The 21,435-nt window shown below is 34.0% G+C and carries 23 protein-coding genes; 11 read left to right on the forward strand and 12 right to left on the reverse strand.

Annotated features, from left to right (window positions below; genetic code table 11):
* Positions 1-1,738: RICIN domain-containing protein (locus Q0505_RS00490; protein ID WP_299207541.1), on the forward strand; the 1,738-nt coding region annotated here is incomplete at its 5' end.
* Between the two features lie 129 nt (positions 1,739-1,867).
* Here Q0505_RS00490 and Q0505_RS00495 read toward each other — a convergent pair.
* From Q0505_RS00495 to Q0505_RS00505, 3 genes are all read right to left on the reverse strand, one after another.
* Complete coding sequence (locus Q0505_RS00495) at positions 1,868-3,157, reverse strand: DEAD/DEAH box helicase (protein ID WP_299207544.1); 1,290 nt, start codon at positions 3,155-3,157, stop codon at positions 1,868-1,870.
* Positions 3,158-3,243: 86 nt separating this feature from the next.
* Positions 3,244-3,693: a KTSC domain-containing protein gene (locus Q0505_RS00500; RefSeq protein WP_299207547.1), complete on the reverse strand. Its 450-nt coding sequence runs from the start codon at positions 3,691-3,693 to the stop codon at positions 3,244-3,246.
* 120 nt (positions 3,694-3,813) lie between these two features.
* On the reverse strand, positions 3,814-4,005 hold the full coding sequence (locus tag Q0505_RS00505) for a cold-shock protein (protein ID WP_299207550.1): 192 nt from the start codon (positions 4,003-4,005) through the stop codon (positions 3,814-3,816).
* Positions 4,006-4,278: 273 nt separating this feature from the next.
* Here Q0505_RS00505 and Q0505_RS00510 point away from each other — a divergent pair, with 273 nt between their 5' ends.
* Both Q0505_RS00510 and Q0505_RS00515 read left to right on the forward strand, forming a co-directional pair.
* A complete protein-coding gene (locus Q0505_RS00510; protein WP_299207553.1) occupies positions 4,279-5,400 on the forward strand; it encodes an acyltransferase in 1,122 nt (373 codons plus the stop codon).
* A gap of 154 nt (positions 5,401-5,554) precedes the next feature.
* The gene (locus tag Q0505_RS00515) at positions 5,555-6,112 is read left to right on the forward strand and encodes a YceI family protein (protein WP_299207556.1); all 558 of its coding nucleotides are present in this window, start codon (positions 5,555-5,557) and stop codon (positions 6,110-6,112) included.
* A 532-nt stretch (positions 6,113-6,644) separates the two neighbouring features.
* Here Q0505_RS00515 and Q0505_RS00520 read toward each other — a convergent pair.
* The 4 genes from Q0505_RS00520 to Q0505_RS00535 form a co-directional block, all read right to left on the reverse strand.
* On the reverse strand, positions 6,645-6,887 hold the full coding sequence (locus Q0505_RS00520; RefSeq protein ID WP_366519355.1) for a cold shock domain-containing protein: 243 nt from the start codon (positions 6,885-6,887) through the stop codon (positions 6,645-6,647).
* A gap of 34 nt (positions 6,888-6,921) precedes the next feature.
* Complete coding sequence (locus tag Q0505_RS00525) at positions 6,922-7,893, reverse strand: acyl-CoA desaturase (RefSeq protein WP_299207559.1); 972 nt, start codon at positions 7,891-7,893, stop codon at positions 6,922-6,924.
* 475 nt (positions 7,894-8,368) lie between these two features.
* The gene (locus tag Q0505_RS00530) at positions 8,369-9,256 is read right to left on the reverse strand and encodes a winged helix-turn-helix domain-containing protein (protein WP_299207562.1); all 888 of its coding nucleotides are present in this window, start codon (positions 9,254-9,256) and stop codon (positions 8,369-8,371) included.
* A 142-nt stretch (positions 9,257-9,398) separates the two neighbouring features.
* Positions 9,399-10,259 carry a phospholipase A gene (locus tag Q0505_RS00535; RefSeq protein ID WP_299207565.1) on the reverse strand — a complete coding sequence of 287 codons (861 nt, stop codon included), beginning with the start codon at positions 10,257-10,259 and terminating at the stop codon, positions 9,399-9,401.
* Positions 10,260-10,524: 265 nt separating this feature from the next.
* On the opposite strand from Q0505_RS00535, the gene Q0505_RS00540 reads away from it, so the two are divergent.
* Complete coding sequence (locus Q0505_RS00540; RefSeq protein ID WP_299207568.1) at positions 10,525-12,138, forward strand: FAD-dependent oxidoreductase; 1,614 nt, start codon at positions 10,525-10,527, stop codon at positions 12,136-12,138.
* A gap of 2 nt (positions 12,139-12,140) precedes the next feature.
* On the opposite strand, the gene Q0505_RS00545 is transcribed toward Q0505_RS00540, so the two are convergent.
* The 4 genes from Q0505_RS00545 to Q0505_RS00560 are packed head-to-tail and all read right to left on the reverse strand — an operon-like array spanning position 12,141 to position 14,487.
* Entirely contained in the window at positions 12,141-12,479 is a 339-nt protein-coding gene (locus Q0505_RS00545) for a hypothetical protein (protein WP_299207571.1), read from the reverse strand.
* Positions 12,476-13,048 (reverse strand): RNA polymerase sigma factor, encoded by a 573-nt coding sequence (locus Q0505_RS00550; protein ID WP_299207574.1) that lies wholly within the window; start codon positions 13,046-13,048, stop codon positions 12,476-12,478. Before Q0505_RS00550 ends, Q0505_RS00545 begins: the two co-directional genes overlap by 4 nt.
* Positions 13,038-13,367: a DUF6249 domain-containing protein gene (locus Q0505_RS00555; protein WP_299207577.1), complete on the reverse strand. Its 330-nt coding sequence runs from the start codon at positions 13,365-13,367 to the stop codon at positions 13,038-13,040. Before Q0505_RS00555 ends, Q0505_RS00550 begins: the two co-directional genes overlap by 11 nt.
* Positions 13,368-13,377: 10 nt before the next feature.
* Complete coding sequence (locus Q0505_RS00560) at positions 13,378-14,487, reverse strand: serine hydrolase domain-containing protein (protein ID WP_299207580.1); 1,110 nt, start codon at positions 14,485-14,487, stop codon at positions 13,378-13,380.
* A gap of 310 nt (positions 14,488-14,797) precedes the next feature.
* Here Q0505_RS00560 and Q0505_RS00565 point away from each other — a divergent pair, with 310 nt between their 5' ends.
* From Q0505_RS00565 to Q0505_RS00595, 7 genes are all read left to right on the forward strand, one after another.
* Positions 14,798-15,181 carry a BlaI/MecI/CopY family transcriptional regulator gene (locus Q0505_RS00565; RefSeq protein WP_299207582.1) on the forward strand — a complete coding sequence of 128 codons (384 nt, stop codon included), beginning with the start codon at positions 14,798-14,800 and terminating at the stop codon, positions 15,179-15,181.
* Position 15,182: 1 nt separating this feature from the next.
* A complete protein-coding gene (locus Q0505_RS00570; protein ID WP_299207585.1) occupies positions 15,183-16,502 on the forward strand; it encodes a M23/M56 family metallopeptidase in 1,320 nt (439 codons plus the stop codon).
* Positions 16,503-16,588: 86 nt separating this feature from the next.
* A complete protein-coding gene (locus Q0505_RS00575; RefSeq protein WP_299207588.1) occupies positions 16,589-17,500 on the forward strand; it encodes a peptidoglycan DD-metalloendopeptidase family protein in 912 nt (303 codons plus the stop codon).
* Between the two features lie 218 nt (positions 17,501-17,718).
* Positions 17,719-18,744 (forward strand): helix-turn-helix domain-containing protein, encoded by a 1,026-nt coding sequence (locus tag Q0505_RS00580; RefSeq protein ID WP_299207591.1) that lies wholly within the window; start codon positions 17,719-17,721, stop codon positions 18,742-18,744.
* Positions 18,745-18,840: 96 nt separating this feature from the next.
* On the forward strand, positions 18,841-19,422 hold the full coding sequence (locus Q0505_RS00585; protein ID WP_299207593.1) for a phosphatase PAP2 family protein: 582 nt from the start codon (positions 18,841-18,843) through the stop codon (positions 19,420-19,422).
* A 5-nt stretch (positions 19,423-19,427) separates the two neighbouring features.
* The gene (locus Q0505_RS00590; protein WP_299207596.1) at positions 19,428-19,703 is read left to right on the forward strand and encodes a hypothetical protein; all 276 of its coding nucleotides are present in this window, start codon (positions 19,428-19,430) and stop codon (positions 19,701-19,703) included.
* A 20-nt stretch (positions 19,704-19,723) separates the two neighbouring features.
* The gene (locus Q0505_RS00595) at positions 19,724-20,179 is read left to right on the forward strand and encodes an isoprenylcysteine carboxylmethyltransferase family protein (protein ID WP_299207600.1); all 456 of its coding nucleotides are present in this window, start codon (positions 19,724-19,726) and stop codon (positions 20,177-20,179) included.
* A gap of 85 nt (positions 20,180-20,264) precedes the next feature.
* On the opposite strand, the gene Q0505_RS00600 is transcribed toward Q0505_RS00595, so the two are convergent.
* Positions 20,265-21,212, reverse strand: coding sequence for a DNA/RNA non-specific endonuclease (locus Q0505_RS00600; RefSeq protein ID WP_299207603.1), 948 nt, complete (start codon positions 21,210-21,212; stop codon positions 20,265-20,267).
* Positions 21,213-21,435 lie beyond the last annotated feature (223 nt).

A 21,435-nucleotide genomic window follows, 5' to 3' on the forward strand; every position in this document is an offset into this window, starting at 1 on the left:
TAACTCTTTTCCTAGAACTGAAGGAGGTTGTGAAGAGTGTTTAGGAGCCATCACTGTCAAAAGTAGAAGACGATATATACGCAATGTATCCTATTACATTATTGCACAACTCTCACGATTTCTAGAGACTGATGCTGTAAGAATAGCGTCCAACAACTCAGGAATTGACAATGTGGTGTTTAGTAATCCTAATGGACAGAAGGTATTATTAGCCTATAATAAGTTTGGGGAAGATAAAGATATCACAGTAAATTGGTCTGGGAAATCATTTACCTATACCATGCCAGCAAGAACCGCTGCTACTTTTACATGGGAAGGTAATTTTGTTCAACAAATACCATTAGCACCTATAAATGTAAAGACAACACCAGATGAAAATGAACTTTTACTAGAGTGGGATGAGACCATTGAAGCAACTTCATACGAGTTACAAAGAGCTACGTCTGAAAATGGCCCTTTTACAACCGTAGCTTCAAACATACAAACCAACTCATATATGGATAGTGGTTTAACCACTGAAACCCGTTATTATTATAGAGTAAAAGCTATAAATGCAGTAGGAGAAGGACCTTATTCTGCTATCATAAGTGATGTACCAAGATTGATTACCATATATGCATTTCGTCAAATAGAAGCAGAAGATTTTAACGATTCTGAAGGCATACAAATAGAAGATACAGCAGATATAGGAGGTGGCCAGAATGTAGGCTTTACAGATACAGATGACTATCTTTTATTTGAAAACGTGGACTTTGGAAATGGTGCAGCGAGTCTCATTGCGAGAATTGCCTCAAATGCTGATTTTACAGGCGGTACCATAGAGTTTAGACTCAATAACCCAACAGGAACATTAATCTCAACCATAGACGTTGGAAACACTGGTGGCTATCAGATTTGGGAAACACGAACAGCAAGTACAACTAGTAGTAGCGGCATGTATGATCTGTACCTAGTATTTAAAGGAGGTGCTGGTATAGGTAATCTTAATTGGTTTCAATTTATCGCGCCCAGTAATCCTCCAGAAGGAGAAATTGTTCTAGGTGGAACCTATATTATCACCAATAAAAATAGTGGAAAGGTCTGCGATGTAGAAGGTAATTCATTAGACAATGGAGCTAGAATACAGCAATGGGACTCGTTTCAATCTGATAATCAAAAATGGATCTTAGAAAGTGTGGGAACAGAACTTTATAAAATAACTGCTGTAAGTAGCGCTAAAGTGATGGATGTAGTAGGCGGATCTGATATCAATAATACAGAAATACAACAATGGGATTATTTTGGAAGTAATAACCAAAAATGGCGTATAGAGTATCTAGTTGATGGTTATTTCAACATCATTTCTGTAAATAGCGGTAAGGCATTAGGCATTGCAAATGAGCAAACCGGTAACGGAGCTAGAATTGTACAATTACAAAGAAACGGTAGTGACAATCAAAAGTGGAGTTTTGAACTCTTTGATACGCGAAATTCAGCTCAAAATCAAACAACCGATTTGCTTGTACAAGTATATCCTAATCCGAGTGTTGAAAGGAATTTCTCTATTCAACTTCCTGCTGATGTACTAGGAGAAATACAGCTACGCATCCTTGATATTAATGGTCAGGTGGTACATAGCCAGTCACTATCACCTCAAGAAAATAAGGTTAAACTCCCTAATTCGGTGAAAAAAGGAATCTTATTCTTAAAAATTAAAGGAAACACATTTCAGGTGACTAAAAAACTCATTTTAGAATAACTGAGATTCAACGTTTATTAACTCACATATTTAACAAATACAAAAGGCTTTCGAGATTTCGAAAGCCTTTTGTATGATTGAAAAAAAGAGTTACTTTTTTAGATTTTAAAGTAAGTCTTTCACATTGAATTATGAAGAAATCTTATGAGCTAACAGTTTGTCAATCAACTCCTCTTTTGTCAGGTGATGAAAAACAGTGTGTATTTTTTCTTTCAATTCTGGACTGATGTCTCTGTTTGGTTTGGTTTTAAAGATTTTCTTAGCCCATAATAAAGTATTATTATCTTCTAGTTGTTGTGGGTTCGCTTTCGCGAAAGCGGAAAAAGAAATACCTAATTCCTTTTCAAACTCAGGAATCTCCTTTACTTCTTCCTGTTGTAAAATGGTCAGCGCATATCCGGTCGCTCCTGCCCTAGCCGTACGTCCGCTTCTGTGTACGTACATATCGTAAAATTCTGGCAAGTGATAATTGACTACATAGGTAATCTCTTTGACATCAATCCCGCGTGCAGCAAGGTCTGTAGCGACTAAAATATCAATATGACCTTCTCTAAACTGTCCCATCATACGATCACGTATCGGCTGACTTAGACTTCCGTGTAACGCACCCGATGAGAATTTATGGATGGCTAAGTTTTTTGCAAGTTTGTTGACAGCAGCTTTGGTTTTACAAAATATAATCCCACGTTCCCCGATGCGTATGTTTAAGAAATGCATCAAAACGTCTAGCTTCTCAATAGGCTCCACCACCACATATTCGTGTATAATCCCTTGATGTCCTATAGTTTCCATATCTGCCTCAATTTGGATCGGGTTTTTAGACATGTAATTTTGTACTAACTGCTTAATCGCCCCTGGCATCGTCGCCGAAAACAAAAAGGTTCTACGATTATTAGGCATTGCTGCTACAATCGTATCGAGTCCGTCTTTGAGTGAAGTGACCATCTCATCTGCTTCATCCAGAACAAGGTAATTTGCATTTTGAATATTAATGGCTTCACGCTTCATTAAATCAATGAGACGTCCTGGCGTAGCGACTATAATTTGAGTAGGCTGCTTGAGACGCTCTATCTGTGGTTTAATAGGCACACCTCCACAAATGACAGCAGCCGTTACTTCAGGCATTTCTGCAGCAAAGTCGGTTATGTTTGCATGTATTTGTTGTCCTAATTCTCGTGTAGGAACCAAAATAACAGCTTGTATGGTTGGATTGGTACGGTCTATTAACTGCAATAAGGGCACGCCAAAAGCGACTGTTTTACCAGATCCCGTTTTGGCAAGCGCAACAACGTCCTTTTTTGATGTTAGCAACTCAGGGATTGCTTTTTGTTGGATATCTGTAGGAGCAGTGATTTTGAGCGTTGTTAATGCCATTTCTAAAGGAGCAATAACGCCTAAAGTAGAAAATGAAGTTGCCATACTAGGATTGTTTTGTTGTGATGCTTATTGATTTCGCTTTCGCGAACCTACCTGTCCGATAGGCAGGAGCCTAAAAAAGTGGATGCTTATACTTCTTGTAAATGTCGTTTTGACTTACGATAGGTGTACTTAGGATAAATACTACGTTTTGCGAAACGATTCAGATTACCAGCGTTTACCATTTTGATGTACACAGGCTTGGTCACTCCAAAATACTCATAGGTGGTTCCGTCTGTAAAGGTGATTTCTAGTAATAATCCTTTATGATGATAATCTGCAATCCCAGCATTTGTAATAGTTTCTGTATATGCTGGCAATTCTTTTTCTTTGGTTTCTGGAGCCATACTTACTAAGAAATGGTATCCATCAATAATTTTTCGGCTTTGTTCTTCAGCCTCTTGTTGTAATGCGTCTCCTTCTTGGAATTTATCTGGATGCCACTCTTTTACTAAGTTTCTATAGCTTTTCTTGAGTTCTTTTAGATCAATTTCTTTTTCTACTCCAAATAATTTTTTGTACTCGTGTATGCGTTTCATAATCAGGTGTTCTATTTTGGCGCGAAATTACTCCTTTTAAATGAATAAGCTTTGCGTATTGTACAACAAAAAAGCCCAATCTTGCGATTGAGCTTTTTATTAAACTTGAAAGTATATGTATTAGATAACTTTTACGTTTACTGCGTTCAAACCTTTGTTTCCTTCTTGTAGATCGAATTCAACTTCATCGCCTTCACGAATTTCGTCTACTAATCCAGAGATGTGCACAAAATGATCTTTGTTTGCACCTTCTTCAGTGATAAATCCAAAACCTTTAGTCTCGTTGAAGAATTTTACTGTTCCTTTGTTCATTGTAATGTAATTAAAATTTATAATACTTATTAGTTTGCAAAGGTGATGTCATTAATTTGATATACAACTAATTAAATCTATTATTTTTAAAAATTAACAAAAATAAATTAATAATTAGATTCAAGTCTCTTATTTTCAATAACTTATTAAATATGCAATTTATTTCCTCTTCTGAAAATACCTGTCATTCTCCCGACTTTTAACCGCCATTAACTCATATTTGGTAGTATTATCTATTAAAAAAGCCGAGTTTTACGTCATTAATAATATAGTATGCAAATAATACAAAGACGTTATGATCTCGATTGGTGGCGTGTAATCTCCATCTTTCTGGTGTTTTTACATCATATAGGAATGCCTTTTAACGGAGATGATTTTCATATTATGAATGAAACATCTAGTAAATTACTAGACGATATCATGGTATTTTTTGAACAATTTAGACTCCCACTATTATTTATTGTGTCTGGGACAGGAACCGTATTTGCATTTTCTAAACGTAATTGGATACAATTTGTAAAAGAACGGGCTTCGAGACTATTAATTCCGTTGATTTTTGGTGTGTTTATTATTGTACCACCGCAAACGTATATAGAACATATTACATCCTATTCTTCTTTTCTTGAATTCTATAAAAATACTCTAAACTACATAGAAGTAAATCATCTCTGGTTTATTGAAAACCTATTTTATCTATCTGTACTTTGCATTCCTTTTATTTTGTTTATAAAATCTTCCAAATCAGTTTTGTTCAAAACGACTATAGCAACCTTCTGTTCCAAACGATTAGGAATGGTCGCTTTTGTGATTCCTCTTATAATATTGAAGATCGTATCAAAAAAATACTATCCTGAAGATAATACCGCCATTACCAACCTTTCAACAACCTTATTTTACGGCTATTTCTTTATCGCAGGTATTGTACTAGCGGGCACTTCAAACCTCTGGAGTTCGCTTAAAAAATATAGAAAAACGAATCTTATGTTCTCAGGTATTGCTATCATCGTTTTTTATGGGTACTATCTGTTACCAAATGACATCGCAGCAACCTATTGGGATATTCCTACGCGATGGAATATCTGGTATGGAGTCAGTGCATTGGTAAGTTGGACGGTGATTATTACTTTATTAGGATATGGGCAAGTATGGTTGTCAAAACCAAGTATCCTGTTAACTAAATTGAATGAGGCGATCTACCCATTTTATATATTACATCAGACAGTACTTATTATCATAGGCTACTACATCCTACAGCAATCTTGGAATATCCCTGTAAAACTTTCCGTTTTAGCGATTACGTCTTTTGTTATCATCGTCAGTATCTATAGATTCGTGGTTTATCCATTTAAATTCACTCGTTTTCTTTTTGGAATGAAAAAACGATCAAAAGCTTAGTTCTTATTGGGTTTTACACGCTTTCGCGAAAGCATATAAAAGCATCACACCTTATGTCAACAAAAACTTTTACATCTGGTTGACACTTCTTTTACATGGGTTTGACACTTTTGTAAGCGTACTGATCTAGTTTTATCTCAAATAATAAATCACGATGCAAAAACTATTGATGACCCTTATGATTCTTACTAGTACAATGGTTGCTAGTCAAACGAAAGATACCCATGTATTAGATCTTAAAAAAAGTGTGCTTCACTGGAAAGGCTTTTATACCTTTAAGATTAGCGAACACCATGGTGAAGTCTATTTTAAAAATGGTGAAATAGCTACAATAGACGAGCGCATTACAGGAGGCTCCTTTTTGATAGATATGAACTCTATCACCAATGAAGATTATACACTTAAACGTGGCCCTGTAAAACATTTAAAAGACACCGACTTTTTTGATGTTGCAAAATTTCCAGAAGCCAAACTCGTCCTAACGTCTGTTGAATATTTTCCAAATACCAATACCCACGAAATATATGCAGACCTCACCATCAAAGGAATTACAAAGAACATCAAGTTTTATGCAGATGTTGATGGAATTAAAAAAACGATGATCGCTCACTTCAAAATTGATCGTACGCTTTGGGGAATTACCTATAACAACAAAGCTAAAGATCACGCAATCTCTGATGCTATTGAATTTAAAGCCTTCTTACAATTCTAAATGTTTTGTATGTAATGATTTCTTTCTTTGGAGGTAATTGGATATCTGAAATCAAAGAAATCATTATATATTTTTTCTAGCGTATCCCCTACTTTTATCGGTCATACGCATTCTAGAAAATAGTAACACAAACGAGGCTATCTAAAAGACTGATCTTCAGTCAGATTTGTTACTTTCAACTCTTAACAAATAACTCAATAACTAATTTTAAAACATTGGTGTCCGATTAAAATTCATATAAATTTGTTAAGGCTATATATAGTGGGTATTACACAGGCTTTTCAATGAATATACCTTGCTTTTCCTTGATATTAGTGATTTAGGCAGAGGTAAAGAAAACATATTTTTTTACAGCTAGTATTCAAATGATTAACAATGAGTCTTACGTCTTATGTCTAAAAGCGAAGCGGTCTTATGTCTTAGTCGGACACGACTAATTTTAAAACTGAAATAACCAAAAGGTTCAAAATATAAAAGACCGCCTAAAATGTTTTAGACGATCTCTTTCATGGTGTTATTTGTGTTAGGTATATTAAGCCAAACGAACTTTTACAGCGCTTAAGCCTTTCTCACCTTGTTCTACGTCAAATGTTACTTGATCGTTTTCTTTAATATCATCTATTAGGTTTGTAGAATGTACAAAGATATCCTCATCAGAATCTTTTACATTTATAAATCCAAATCCTTTCGCATTATTAAAAAATTTTACTGTACCCTCTTTCATCTTATTTACTTTGTTAGTTGTTATTAATTTATGTATGAATTGTTTTAACATGAATTCTTAGTTTTAATTAAAATTTAAAGCTTTTTTAAGCCATGCTTACGGCATTTACTGGTTGCTTTTTTCCTAACATTTTCAACATTTTTGTATGATCATAAATCGCATGTATAACCGATTTTTTAACGTGATACGGCATTCCATATTCACGAGCGGTTTCTGATACAATTTTTGTTAGGTCTTTATAATGCACATGACATACATCTGGTAACACGTGATGTTCTACTTGATAATTCAACCCGCCTATCAACCAAAATAAAAGCGTACTCTTAGGAGAGAAATTACTAGTAGTGGCAAATTGATGCCCATACCAATTACTATGCATGATACCTTGCTCGTCGGGAAGCGGAAACTCATTCACAGGCATAATATGTGCTATTTGAAAAACAATGCTCACTAGCATTCCTGTTACAAAATGCATAGATAAAAATGCTAATAAAATCAACCACCAAGAGTGAGGTAACATGATCATAGGAAGCACAATGGCATAGGAATAGTAAAACAACTTCCAAGCGATCATACTTAAAAGTGTCTTATTATATTCTCCTTTCTTGTCTAAAAATCCCATATCTCTATAGCGTTTTAAACGCACAAAATCTTTGGTAGTAATCCATGATAGGGTTGATATCCCGTAGAAAAACCAGATGTAGATATGTTGATACTGATGTAACCAATAATGCTTGGCGTGTGGAGAAAATCGTAAGAAAAAAGGAGCATTGAGATCATCATCTGCCGCTTCAATATTTGTGTAGGTATGATGCAATACATTATGCTGTATTTTCCACACCGTTGCATTAGCGCCTATTAGATTAAACGTGTAGCCTAAAAGCGTATTGATTTTTTTATTTTTTGAATACGAGCCATGGATCGCGTCATGCATTACGCCCATCCCTATTCCTGCCATTCCCAATCCACTAAGGATGTAGAGTGCAAAGAGGAGCCAAACCGGCGTCACGATACCTGATGCAAGTGTAAGTAGTGGGACAAAGAATAAGGTCAACATACATACGGTTTTGATAACCATACTTGAATTGGCATTTCGACTCTTATTATGGGTTTTAAAATAAGTGTTTACTCTGCTTCGTAATGTTTTTGAAAAATCATGATCTATATCTCTAGAAAACTTTAAAGGATCGATACTGTTATTTTTTATTTAATTTTTACTACTTCAAAAACAACAAATGCTGTGTATTTAAAAAGTGTTTTCACTTTTTAATTTACATACCGTTGCAATGAAGATTTTGACGAGACAACCTGTGAAAGCTGAGATTCGTCTATTAAAAAGATAAAGAAAGCAAAGTACTGATTAACGTTGTAAGAAATTAAAAACGGAAGCTGTCTAAATAATTAATCTCGTAAAGGTAGACTAAATTAAAGTAGGATTTTCATAAATATACTATACCTCTAGTTACTAGATAGATACGAATTTTAAATATTCAATAACTCAGTATAATTAAGAATTTAAGAGTAAGAAGTTATTAAGTATCCATCTCTAGCTTATACCCTACTCCGTGTACATTGGTAATTTTAATAGACGTATCTTCTTTTAGTTTTTTACGAAGTTTTGAGATATAGGTATCCAGACTTCGACCTACAATCACACCATTATCTTCCCAGACTCTTTTGGTCAATTCATCACGCTTAATGATTTGATTGGGTTGTGCTACAAAAATGGCTAACAATTCACATTCCTTTTTAGAAAGTCCAATCTCTACAGCTTCTTTTACTAATTTGTTTTGTTCTGGATAAAAAGCAAACATCCCGATAAAACTATGGGCTGTTGCTTGAGAGGAGGTATTATTTTTTTTGCTTTCGCGAAAGCGTACCAAGAATCTATCACAAAAAGCTAGAATCAAGAGCACAAAAAAGAGAATGAGTAGAAGTCCTAAAAGCTGTTGCTTACTTATGAACGGAACTGGTTTTCCTGTAAATTGTGCTTTGATCGTAAAGCAATTTTCTGGTAAAACCCTATTGGCACACGGAATGATATCTTTTTCTATGTGATTTAAAATTCCATAGCTATATGCCACTTCTTGATCTTCACATTGAATCACCTCAATGAGATATTGCTCTGGAAGATCGGCTTTTTTAAAAGCTGTTTTTACAATTCCTACAATATCATTAGGTGTAATAGACAGCGGACGCTCAAAGGAAAGTTCATACAACGATGGGTTTAATGCGACCACAGGAAGCACTAAAGAGGTGCTATCTTGATTTGCCAGTAATAACTGGTTGCCCACTTCCCGCAAAGAGATTTTAACCCTTTCTGGAAAATTTTCTTCTTCCTGACTTGGTTTGAATACTATCCAAGTCATAAAAATGAAAACAACCAAAGCTGCCCATGCAAAGCTATTTTTTCTTTTCATCGTCATGCTTGCAAATAACACGTAAATTCTTGACTTATCTGATGGGTTGACATTTCTTTTACATTTTTTTGACACTTTGAAAGACTCTATCGCTAGCGATTAAGCACATCAGGTGGTTATACGAAGTCAACGTAAAAGATGCTTACCATTGGATAATCGAAATCCCTACCCCAAAAGTGGTTTGTTTGTGATTATAATCAATGAGATTTTCGCCATAGCCATGAAATACTTGTGCGAGTATTTGCAGATTATCCAATATTTTAAAAGCATAATCTAACCGGACGCTCCCTCGGTTTTTACTTCCGCCACGAAGTGAGTGTTTGGCTACTACACTAAGATCGTGTCTTCCTTTTGAAAAGGTAGATAAAAGTTCTCCACGACCTATGAAATCTTGGATATCAGGGTTACTATCGTCTATATCGTCTTCTGGTAATCGCCACCAAGGTCGTAGCACAACACTCCAAGATGGGCGTTCCCAACCAAATTGTAAAACTACTCGATTCCAGCTTCTTGAAAAAGGATCAGATTTCCCATTGCTCTGATGATTTATCCCTATCCCGCTTAGAACACCATCAAAACCAAAAATCTTATAAGGTGTCGGGAAAACAAGCATCAACTCTGGTTCATAATTGGTTTCTCTAAAAGGACGTGAGATACTGGCACTATACAATTGCCATCGAGACGATTGCGTGTATCCAACCCAAAGGTCTCCTCCTATTTGATTTCCAAATATTTTTTTAGCCACTCTAGATTTAAAACTGAGTTGAAATTTAAATTCTGTATTATAAAAATCAGTGGCAGTAGGTACTGTATTTTCAGGATTTGGACTTGTAGGGCGTTTATTAATATCCGTTGTATAATTTGCAAATAATATATATACGGGTTTGTAAGGCATCACTTTGAGAAGTTGAGTGCTATCATCGTGTATAAGCCATCTTTCTGATAAGATTTTATTCGTATTCTTAAATATGGTTTGCCCTACACTACTGAATGAAGTGATCATGCATATTAAAAAAAAACTAAAAATTTTCATTCGTTGTATTACTACTATTTTATAGAATGCTTTAAAGTTAAAAGCACAAATACGGTTAGACATCTTTTATGCAAAAATAACAGTATATCTTTTGCCTACGCTTTCGCGAAAGCATAAACTTTCTTAAAAATTATAGCAGGTGATATTTTTTATTTAAAAATCTGGTTCATAAATTTTTACATTTTATATCTTACATCTTACATTGAATTATGAATCTTTTCAAGCACTATTTTTTATGACACAAGATATTCAAGACTTTATACGTAATGCTCCTAATGATCTTAAGATTATTGACAAAGAAGATGCTTTATATCAATATGCGCGTGTGATTTCTAATACACGATTTGGCCATAAACCCGAAATCATTGCTTATTGTAAAACTGCCCATCACGTACAGATATGCCTAGGTTTTTGTAGAGAACATAGTTTTCCTTTTAGAGTTCGATCTGGAGGACATCAACACGAAGGAATGTCTTCTGGTAATGATCTTCTTATCATTGATCTATCAGAGATGGATACTATTCACTATATAGATCAGGACTGTGCTTGGATTCCAGTAGGAAAACAATTAGGAAAGGTATACGAAGAACTAGAAGAACGTGGTCAGGTTATTCCTGGAGGTGGTTGTCAATCTGTAAATGTAGGCGGGCTAACACAAGGTGGTGGATGGGGACTTTCTATTAGGAAATATGGGATGACGTGTGATTCTGTTTTGGAGTGTGAAATCGTACTCGCCGATGGTACTATTGCCTATCCCTCTCCTACTAACTTACCTGACTTATTTTGGGCTCTCAAAGGCGGTGGCGGTGGAAATTTTGGTGTAGTGACAAAGTTTAAATTTAAATTATCATCACTTGGAGATGTTACAACTTCTTTTTCATTACTATGGGAAAATGGTCAAAATGCTGTAAAAGTGATGAAAATATGGACTGTTCTTCATGCAGATCTTACTGGGTTAGATCCAGCATTATCAACTGCTTGTGGTATGATGACTGCCGATCCTAAAGATACTATTCTTCCTAAGAGTCACGTAAGTGCTGTGCATACGCGTATGGGGGGACTTTTTTATGGCTCAAAAGCTGATTTACTCTTATTATTAAGAAAACATTTTGGAGATTTAATTCCTGAGGAAATTGGTTTTGTATCACTTCAAGAAAAACATCATCACCAAATAGGTGAAAAAGCCTTGGCAACACAACAACAAACATTTTCACTTTCAAAGCATCAAAGTGTTATTTCTGAGTTCGTAAATCCTACAGGACATATAAGCGATATGCCTCCTACGGCATCTTGTGGAGATCGAAATTATCGTATACTTCCTGATGCACCAGCTTCTACTTGTGATCGTCCACATCCTCACAAAGTGACTTCTGGTTTTCCTAAAGCAATATCAGATCAAGAGCATCATCAGCTTGTGGATGCTATTTATGAATATTTAGGACATACGTGTTTTTATTCAGATGTCAATCGATATATGAGTTTTCATTGTTTAGGCGGTGCAGTGACTCACCAACCAGAGCAACGTGTTTTTGCATTCCCAACAAAGCCTTACTTGTTACAAATACAATGCTGGTGGGATGATGCTGGTAATGCATTTACCAATGAAACACGTAATAAAGCTTATATAGAATGGATAAAAGATTTTAGAACAAACATACTACCCCATATAGAAGGTGCTTTTATTAATTTTATAGATCAATCATTGGTTCCTCATCCAGAAACTGAAGCTGGACGTATACATCTTTTGACGATGTATTATAAACAAAATTTCAAACGATTACGTGAAGTAAAAACAACCTATGACACTAAGAATCTATTTGATTTTGAGATGAGTATACCACGAATATAAATTTACAAAGTGTGTGTATTTTTAGAGAGTTCGCGTACTCTTATTATACTGTTTATGGTATAAAAAAGTAGTATTGTAATAATACTAAACACAGGAATTTTAGGGATATTTTTTAGTATGCTTAAAAAAGAACTGCTTTGATCCAGAAGTTTAAAGAGTATTCCTGTAGCTAGAATCATAAAAACAGAGGACGTCACAAGTATAAACCTAAATGAATTCCAAAAGGGTATTTTCTGTTGTTCTTTAGACACTTCAATAGCATTCATAAGATTATTTATAAAATCTTCTGAAGTCTCTACAGTACTATTCTGCATGATTTTTTTGAGTGATTCTTCTTTCATAATAAATGTTTTAAATCGTCCCTTAATAATTGTTTTAATTCAAAGTGTATACTGCTTCTCCCTCTGTGTAATAGTACTTTAATTTTTGAAATTTTAAAGTTTGTAATTTCTTCTATCTCTTTAATAGAGAGTTCACATAAATAGAAAAGGCGTAATACTAATGATTCGTCTGGTTTTAAGCGTTGTAAAGCTAGCTGAATATATTTCTTTTGGTCTGCTTCATTGATAGAGGTATCCACTGTAGGAGGTAGTAAAAAAGATTCTTGTGGCAAATCAAGAGATAAATGCTTTTTTTTCTTTTTCAGTTCATTGTAACTTGTATTGACCACAATTCGGTACAGCCAAGTTGTAAATGCAGATTTATAGGTAAAGGAATTTAACTTATGGTATACTTTAATAAATACATCTTGAAGTATATCTTCAGCAAGTGCAATATCTTTCACAATAGAAACCGCCAAAGAGAGCGACACATCTTTATGCAAATAGACCAATTGTCTAAACGCAGATATATCTCCCTCTATCGCTTTCTTGATTAACTCGTAATCCTTATGTGTTGGATTATTTTTCAAGTTTTTTTCTTATAAAATGGGCTACAATTAATCCAGCTGCTCCAAATATTAAAATGGTTCCCCATACCAATAAATCCATGGTGTCTTCTAATAAATCCATGGTTGTAAATATGGAAGAAACAAACAATCCTATTCCTAGTCCAAATACAATACATCCTATATCTAAGTATTTGAATTTATTAGCTTTATGTTCTAAGTGCATGCCTTTCTCAATCATCATTTTTTTTACTAAATAGGTATATCGAGCGATGATAAATACAATGAGTAAAATGGCTATAATGATGATGCTAAATCCTAAAAATTCGTTTAATTCTTTCATATATTTTATCTTAAAAATGTGTTCCTAATAATTCTTCTATTTTTTCTAACAATAGAAATAGGTTATTTGAATTCGCAAACATAACAAATCCATATTTCTGATCTGGAATGAACATTGTGTATGCTTGGAAATCGTGATTATTTCCTGTGTGTAAATGCATCAAGCCATGCGGTGTTGGTTTTTGAGCAAATCCGAGTCCCCAGCCTGTTTGTCCTGTTTCTTTTAATAGTTTATTATCTGGTTTAAATTGGTTATGCGTTGTAAGCATGAGATCTCGTGTAGAGTTCGTGATGTTTTTTGGATACATCATTTCAATTAAAAATCGTGCATAATCTTCTGCATCGCTTTGTAGACTATATCCTGATCCTACGTTTTTATCTCTATGCATTTCTGTAGTCACTTTCCCATCTGTGTGCCCTATAGCGACATTGTTTTCCAATACATCGTTCCATGTATAAAAACTTCTATCCATTCCGATAGGATGTGCTGCTTCTCTCAGAAAAAGAGAATCCAATTTACTTCCCCATCCTATTCCTAGTTTTGTTCCAAAAGCTGCAGCTAGATGTTGATAGGCTTCTCCGGAATAGGAAAAATCGGTACCAGGTGTAAAAGCAATCTTTATAGGTTCGTTTTTTACCCAATTATCAATTCCAGATCCGTGGGATAAAATGATACGAGGAGTTAGCGTTTGATAAGCTTCAAAAGATTCTGGAACTATAGCGCCTTTTGGAAAAATAGATTCCAGATATTGATAAATAGGGGTATCTAGACCTAGTTCGCCTTCTTCTATCATCTTCATTATGAAATAAGCAAATAATGGTTTGGATAATGATGCTGCTTCAAAAATAGTCTGTTTTGTAACAGGTTCATTTGTCTTAAGGCTTGTCAAGCCAAAAGTATTATAATATACAATCTTATCCTGATTTACAATGGCTATGGATAATCCAGGGATTTTGATAGAGTCCATTGCTTTTTTAATATGGCTATCAAGTCCTTGAGAGGAAATGGTTTGACCATCTGGAACTTTAAAATATGTTGTGTTTTGAGCTGTACAGAGTGTACTAACTATCAAAAAAAGTAAGCATATATAATGTTGTATGTATTTGAAATGTGTAATCATCTTTTTAAATTTTAAAATGTGAGTAACTAGATTATTGCGAATTCACATGTATTTGACAAGACGACTTTCAAAAAGGTTACAAATTTTTTAAATACATACCATTTTCATGAAAATAGGTGCTACTTTTATATGCTTTCGCGAAAGCGTATAAAAAAATAATTCAGAAAAATCATATAACTACTCTTCTTTTCAGAAAGCTTTAACACTCTTTTATGCTCTACAAATAAGACACTTATGGCTTTAACGACTATAAATATAGTCATATAACTATATTTATAGTCATATCTCAAAAAAAATATATATTTGCGTTATGAAAGAACTTACAAAGGCAGAAGAACAAGTCATGCAATATGTATGGAGGTTGGAAAAAGCATTTCTCAAAGATATTGTAGATGCATTTCCAGAACCAAGACCTGCATATACCACCATCTCTACAGTGGTAAGAGTGTTGGTCAAAAAAGAGTTTTTAAAATTTGACACTTTCGGAAAAATAAGACAGTACTCCCCTACAATTACTAAACAAGCTTATTTTAAAGGACATATCAAAGATGTGATTGGAAATTTCTTTAGTGGTTCAGTGAGTACATTTGCTTTATCTTTTACTGAAGGAGAAGAGATGAATCTTACCGAATTGGAAAAGATGAAGCGTATGATTGAAGAAAAAATAGAACGTTTAAAAGAAAATGACAATTAATATGTTCGAATATCTTTTCCAAGCCACGATTGTTTTTTCGGTGTTATACATCCTGTATCGACTGGTATTTAGTAAACTAACTTTCCATGTCATCAACAGAGGTGTTTTACTAGCGATACTTCTTTTATCAATAGGTATACCCTTGCTTACAAGCATAACACCTCCTATGATGTACTCTATCCGAGAAATTCCACAATTATTTGAACAAATAAGCGCAATTAGCACAATTCCTACTGTAACACCTAGAGATCAACATTTGAAACCAACTTCTTTTGATTATATGGTTCTTGTCTATAGTATTTATTTTTTAGGAGTTGGCATTTGCTTACTTCGATTTTTTATGAGTATGTATCGTTTATTGTGTATTAAAAAACTGGCAACTTCAATTAAGAGAGATGATCAAGTACTTTATGAAGCGCCTGTTACTGATATTTTCTCGTATTTCCACTGGATATTTATTCCCAAAAAAATGACCTATGACCCTCTTATTCTTATACACGAGAAAGCACATAGCAAATTATGGCATACGGTAGATATCTTACTTGTAGAAATGTATATCACTTTCTTTTGGTGGAATCCGCTTGTATATTTATATAGAAAATCCTTGAAATCTATTCACGAATATCAAGCAGATCAATATGTACTTAGAGAACAGATAAAAACGTCTGACTATTTACAATTAATTGCACAAAGCTTAGAAATAAAGAGACCTAATCAACTCTATAACTATTTTAATACACCCATCCTCAAAAAACGTATACACATGATGACCAGAAAGACATCTCATTACAGTTCGAAACTTACTTATTTTCTAATAGTTCCGCTATGTGCATTGTGCTTCATTGCATTTACAAAACCAATAACTGAACACCCTATTTTAGAAGATGTTGTAAAGATCATAGAACACACAGAGATCACGCCTACGTTTGCTTTTCCTATTGAAGGAAGTTCAACGCAACAGATTACGGCTTTTTTTAATGCAGATATAAAAGATCCAACAACTAAAAAAACAAAACTTCACACAGGAATAGATATCAAAGCTGCTATAGGTACTCCTATTGTTGCCACTGCCAACGGAAAAGTTACACTTGCTAAAAATCAAGATGCATGGGGCAATCTTATTAAAATCCAACATCTAAATAATTATGAAACGTGGTATGCTCATTTAAAAGCCTTTACGGTATCAACAGGACAATCTGTAAAAAAAGGAGATGTGATAGGATATGTAGGTATGACTGGAAAATCTTCAGGACCGCACCTCCATTATGAATTAAAATATCATAAAAAAAGTATAAATCCTCTCAAATATCTCGAAAAATAAAAAATATCATAATCCAAACATTTTTACGTTACGTATCTATCGTTGTATAAACCAAAACTTGTTATATCCCTATTTTAATTATTTTTATGAAACGTATTCTTTTATGTATCCTTTGTATAAGTTCCTATCAAGGATATAGTCAAATGATTGACCAAGGCTTTTTAAAGCTTGATTCTATTTCCCTAAACGCACAAGCGGAAACAATACAAACCATCATTCAAAAGCAAACTAAGGATAGCTTACCCCACGTCTTTATGACACAGCATTGGGATACCATCAATTTTAATCCTTATGATGAATATAGACAAACCTATCCTTTTGGGATTACCTTTACAGATACCACCTATGCTTCTCCAGTAGCCCATAAAAAAGTAGTCACTTCTCGCTATGGATGGCGTAATCGGAGGGCACATAAAGGCATTGATATAGACTTAGTCACTGGTGATGATGTGATGGTGATGCTAGATGGTAAAGTACGCGCTGTAAGAACCTTTCCTGGATTAGGGAAAGCTGTCGTTGTGAGGCACGATAACGGTTTAGAAACTGTATATGGGCATCTTTCTAAGCAAACGGTCAAAGTAAACGATGTCATCAAAAAAGGAACTGTAATCGGAAAAGGTGGAAATACAGGAAATTCTACAGGCAGCCATTTACATCTTATTGTTAGTTACAAAGGCGTGTATATCAATCCTGAATATCTCTTTGACTTTACCGAAGAAAACAGCATCCGAAATCAAGAGATTTGGATCAACAAAAAATGGGTTACTCCCTATTTACATAGTTCTAATAGACAAACGTCTATTGTCATTGCAACAACCTATGACGAAGCTATTTTAAACGAAATACAGCAGAAGAAAATATATATAGTCAAAAAAGGAGATACGCTTTCTAAAATTGCCAATAAATACCAAACCTCTATCACAGCAATTTGTAATGAAAATGCTATTATGAAAACGAGTACTTTGAGGGTTGGACAGCAATTGGTAGTGAATAAATAAGGAGGGATTAGTATTAGAAATCAAGGGTGCCTTTTTGGTTATCCGTGAATCGGGTTTGTGAAAAAATACTCACCCTTTTGTAAAAGAATTAATCTTTACTTTTTTAAAGAAAGTGATAGGATAATTTTTGATAGGATGTCATAAAAAGGAAATATTTCTTTTTGAGTGATTCATACAAGAGTTAAATTATTTATCTTGGCAAATACTAAACGACCTTAATGCTTCAAACACTCCAAATAATTGCCTTACTACAGGGGCTTTTTGTTCTTTCTATTTTGTTTATCAATCGTAAAGAATATAAGAAGATCACATTTTGGCTGTTGTTTGGAAGTCTGTTTTCGGTAATGCTTTACATTACAGGAGATGATGAAAATAACATCTTCGTACAAGAAGCAGATTGGTTTCTTTTTGATAGTTCGCTGTTTATAACGTTTTTATTCCTTTTTTTTAGGTACTATAAAAATGAAAAAGACGCGTTTAATAAAAAAGATTTCTTGTTTTTTATCCCTAATGTCATCTACTTTTTGATTGAAGGACTCGAAATATATGTACTCGATGAAAGCCTTTTCCTTGAAATTTTAGAGATTAGTGTAGGCTTGAGTTTTATTATTTACTTATCAATAATTATTTATACAATTTTCACTACAGAAAAGAAACATTGGATTATTTATTTTGCAATCCCTATTGCTGTATTATTTATATTTTCTTCTTTGAATGATCTTCTAAAAGCATTTGGGTTTAATGAATTACCATTAGCAAGTGATCAAAATTTCAACTCGTATCATTTATTAATTGTTGCTTTTTTATTCTATTTTATTGCCTATAAATTGTTGAGCAAGACACAAGATATTTTACCAAAAATTGAAGTCTCTAAATACAAAAACTCTAATCTTAGTCTACCATTAATCGAAGAATACAAAAGCAGTTTAATAACCGCTATGGAAGATGACAAATTATATCTCAATGGTAAGTTATCAATCCATGATGTTTCTGAAAAACTACATATTCCGCGACAATATATTTCGGAAGTTTTGAATATTCACATGAACACCAATTTTCAAGATTTTATTAATACGTATCGAGTGGAAGAATTTGTGCAACGATTAAAAAACGACCAGAATAACCATTTTACACTCTTAGCTATTGCCACTGATGTCGGCTTTAACTCCAAGTCTTCTTTTAACGCTATCTTCAAGAAATTCAAAGGATTAACCCCTACCCAATTCAAAAAAAGTCTTACGTAAAACAGACGATTTGTACAGATAAATTGTTCTGTACCACTTCGTTAAAATTTAATCTAAAACTTGTACGTTCTTTTGTGTATCAACGCAAAACGAACTATGAATTACCCTATTTCGCATTTCTTTTTAATCGTAAGAGTATGTCTTTTTTTAAGTTTTACGACAGTACAAATATATGCTCAAGATACTAGTGAAACACCACCTGAAATTGGAACCACTCAAAAAATAGGTGATGTTTTACTTTTTGTAATTCCAGCTGCAACCGTAGGGACATCATTGCTTATTGGAGACAATGAAGGCGCTTGGCAATTTACCAAAGGGTTATTAGTAACCGAAGCTATCACTTACGGTCTCAAGCTAAGTATTAATAAACAACGTCCAGATATGAGTAATGATAATTCTTTTCCCTCAGGACACACGTCTACTACTTTTCATAGTGCAGGATATGTACATAGACGCTATGGGTTTACATATAGTATTCCAGCATATCTACTTGCTGGTTTTACCGCGGCAAGCCGAATAGATTCAAAGAAGCACGATATACTAGACGTAATAGCAGGAGCAACAATTGGATTGGGAAGTACTCTTTTGTTTACAACAGAATATCAACAAGAACACATGGAACTTACGTATTCAAATTTTGAAGGCAATCATCTGATTGGTTTTACACTTAAATTTTAATAATTATGGCATTACAAGAAGAATTAAAAACACAAGGAGATTTTTTATTTAAAAATAGAAGCTATTTACCACTCATCATTTTACTAATAGGAATTACTGTCTTCATTCATACAGAATACAATGAAGTTGAAGCCCCAGAAAAATGGCTCTCTGAAAATTTTGAAGTTATTTGTCTAGCAATTAGTTTATTTGGTTTATGTATCCGAATTGTTACAGTGGGTCACACTCCTAAAAAACTTCAGGAAGAAATACAAAAAAAGGACAAGTTGCAGAAGTATTAAATACTACAGGAATTTATTCGATGGTGCGGCATCCACTATATTTAGGAAATTTTTTTATGTGGCTTGGTGTCGCTATGCTGACAGAAAATACCTGGTTTTCAATTGCTTTTGTTTTATTTTATGCATTTTACTATGAGAGAATTATGTATGCCGAAGAGAGTTTTTTACGCGCTAAATTTGGAAAAACGTATTTAGATTGGGCTGCTCAGGTACCTGCTTTCATTCCTTCTTTCAAGCATTATGTCACTCCTAGCTATCCCTTTAGTATAAAAAAAGTGCTTAAAAAGGAAAAGAATGGATTGTGTGCTGTTTTCTTATTGTTTTGGATTTTTGATTTAGTCGGTGATATGATAGAAAACTTATCCTTTACTGTGGAATTGTCTTTCTGGTTTTATGCCGCAATGGTTTCTTTGGTTGTGTATTTAATTCTCAAGGTCATGAAAAAACGGATGATGTTTGAAGAAGATAACAGATAGTATTTTTGTATCCTTGACACTTTTACAAAGAATAAATGCGCTTTCGCGAAAGCATAATAACAGAGCCCCCCTTTAATAACATCTATTATAATACTAAGTTTGTTCGTAACGGTGATCGAGTGCGTGATCGACTTCGTGTGGTTTCTAAAACTTTAGATTGCACATCAATTTCGTCCAATATGAGTTCTTCGGGAGTGTTTTCTACAAAGAGTTCGTTAGCTTCTTGGAATTTTAAATTTCCTAGACCTTCTATAAACGATACGCGTACTTGATAGGTCTGCGCATCCTTAAAACCATGAAAGAGATCATGGGATTCTAAAGTCTCTCCTCTAAACAGCGGTTTTATAATGCTACGCTGTCGTAATAAGCCCTTTTGACTAGTTAAAAATCCTGTTCTATATAATTCTCCTTCACGAATGTAGTACACCACTTTATAAAATAAAGTGGGTAATTGGATGGTTTCTTCTCCTATATCTGTCACAAAATCAGGATCTGTATCTAATAATAAAGGGCCTGTCATTAAGGAAATTTTAAGGAATTGTTTGACTACTTCATGATGTAGGATATAATCTTCTATACGTCTCCATACGCCTCTATTTAAACGATCTACTTGCGGTGCAGCATTGGTATAACAAAATGTTGAAATAGCTGCTTTTTTGGCTGCTTTCTCATTCTTACCCCATTGTACGTCTTCTCTTTTGGTCAAATGACCTTTGTCAAAATTACTGTCTGCTGCTCCATATAATTCCTCTCCTAGTTGATGTTCTTCTGGAATACGTGAATCTTTTTTCCAAGTATCATTTCCAGAGAAAAGCGTTTCCCGTTTTATTGATTTGAATAACCCTCCATCTATATTGGCAGCAGTATAGTAGGGAAATTTCCGAAACGGACTTTGAAGTAAACTATAGTGATTATAGTCCAAGTAATACGCTTCCAATGGAAGCGCTTTTAGGCTGAACTTTTCTTGTTCTACGGCATCAATAAGAGGCACATCTACAATATGACCTTCAAGAAAGCTGGGAGAATACGCCATAATATAATTTCTGTAAAGCTACTTTAAGATTATATATCTTATTGATTTTCTGAATTTAAGATGCGACTCTTTCTACAATACTTAATCTCCAAGTTTAAAAATCTCTTCTTTAATTTGTTTTAATTGTATTCGTATGACTTCATCTTTCGTATAGTGTTCTAAAAAGCCTATTTGTAATACTTCAATATTGATATACCTAGGACTATATAATTGTAGGAATACA

Origin of the sequence: uncultured Dokdonia sp. (assembly GCF_937910895.1) — a bacterium.
Classification (GTDB): Bacteria; Bacteroidota; Bacteroidia; order Flavobacteriales; family Flavobacteriaceae; genus Dokdonia.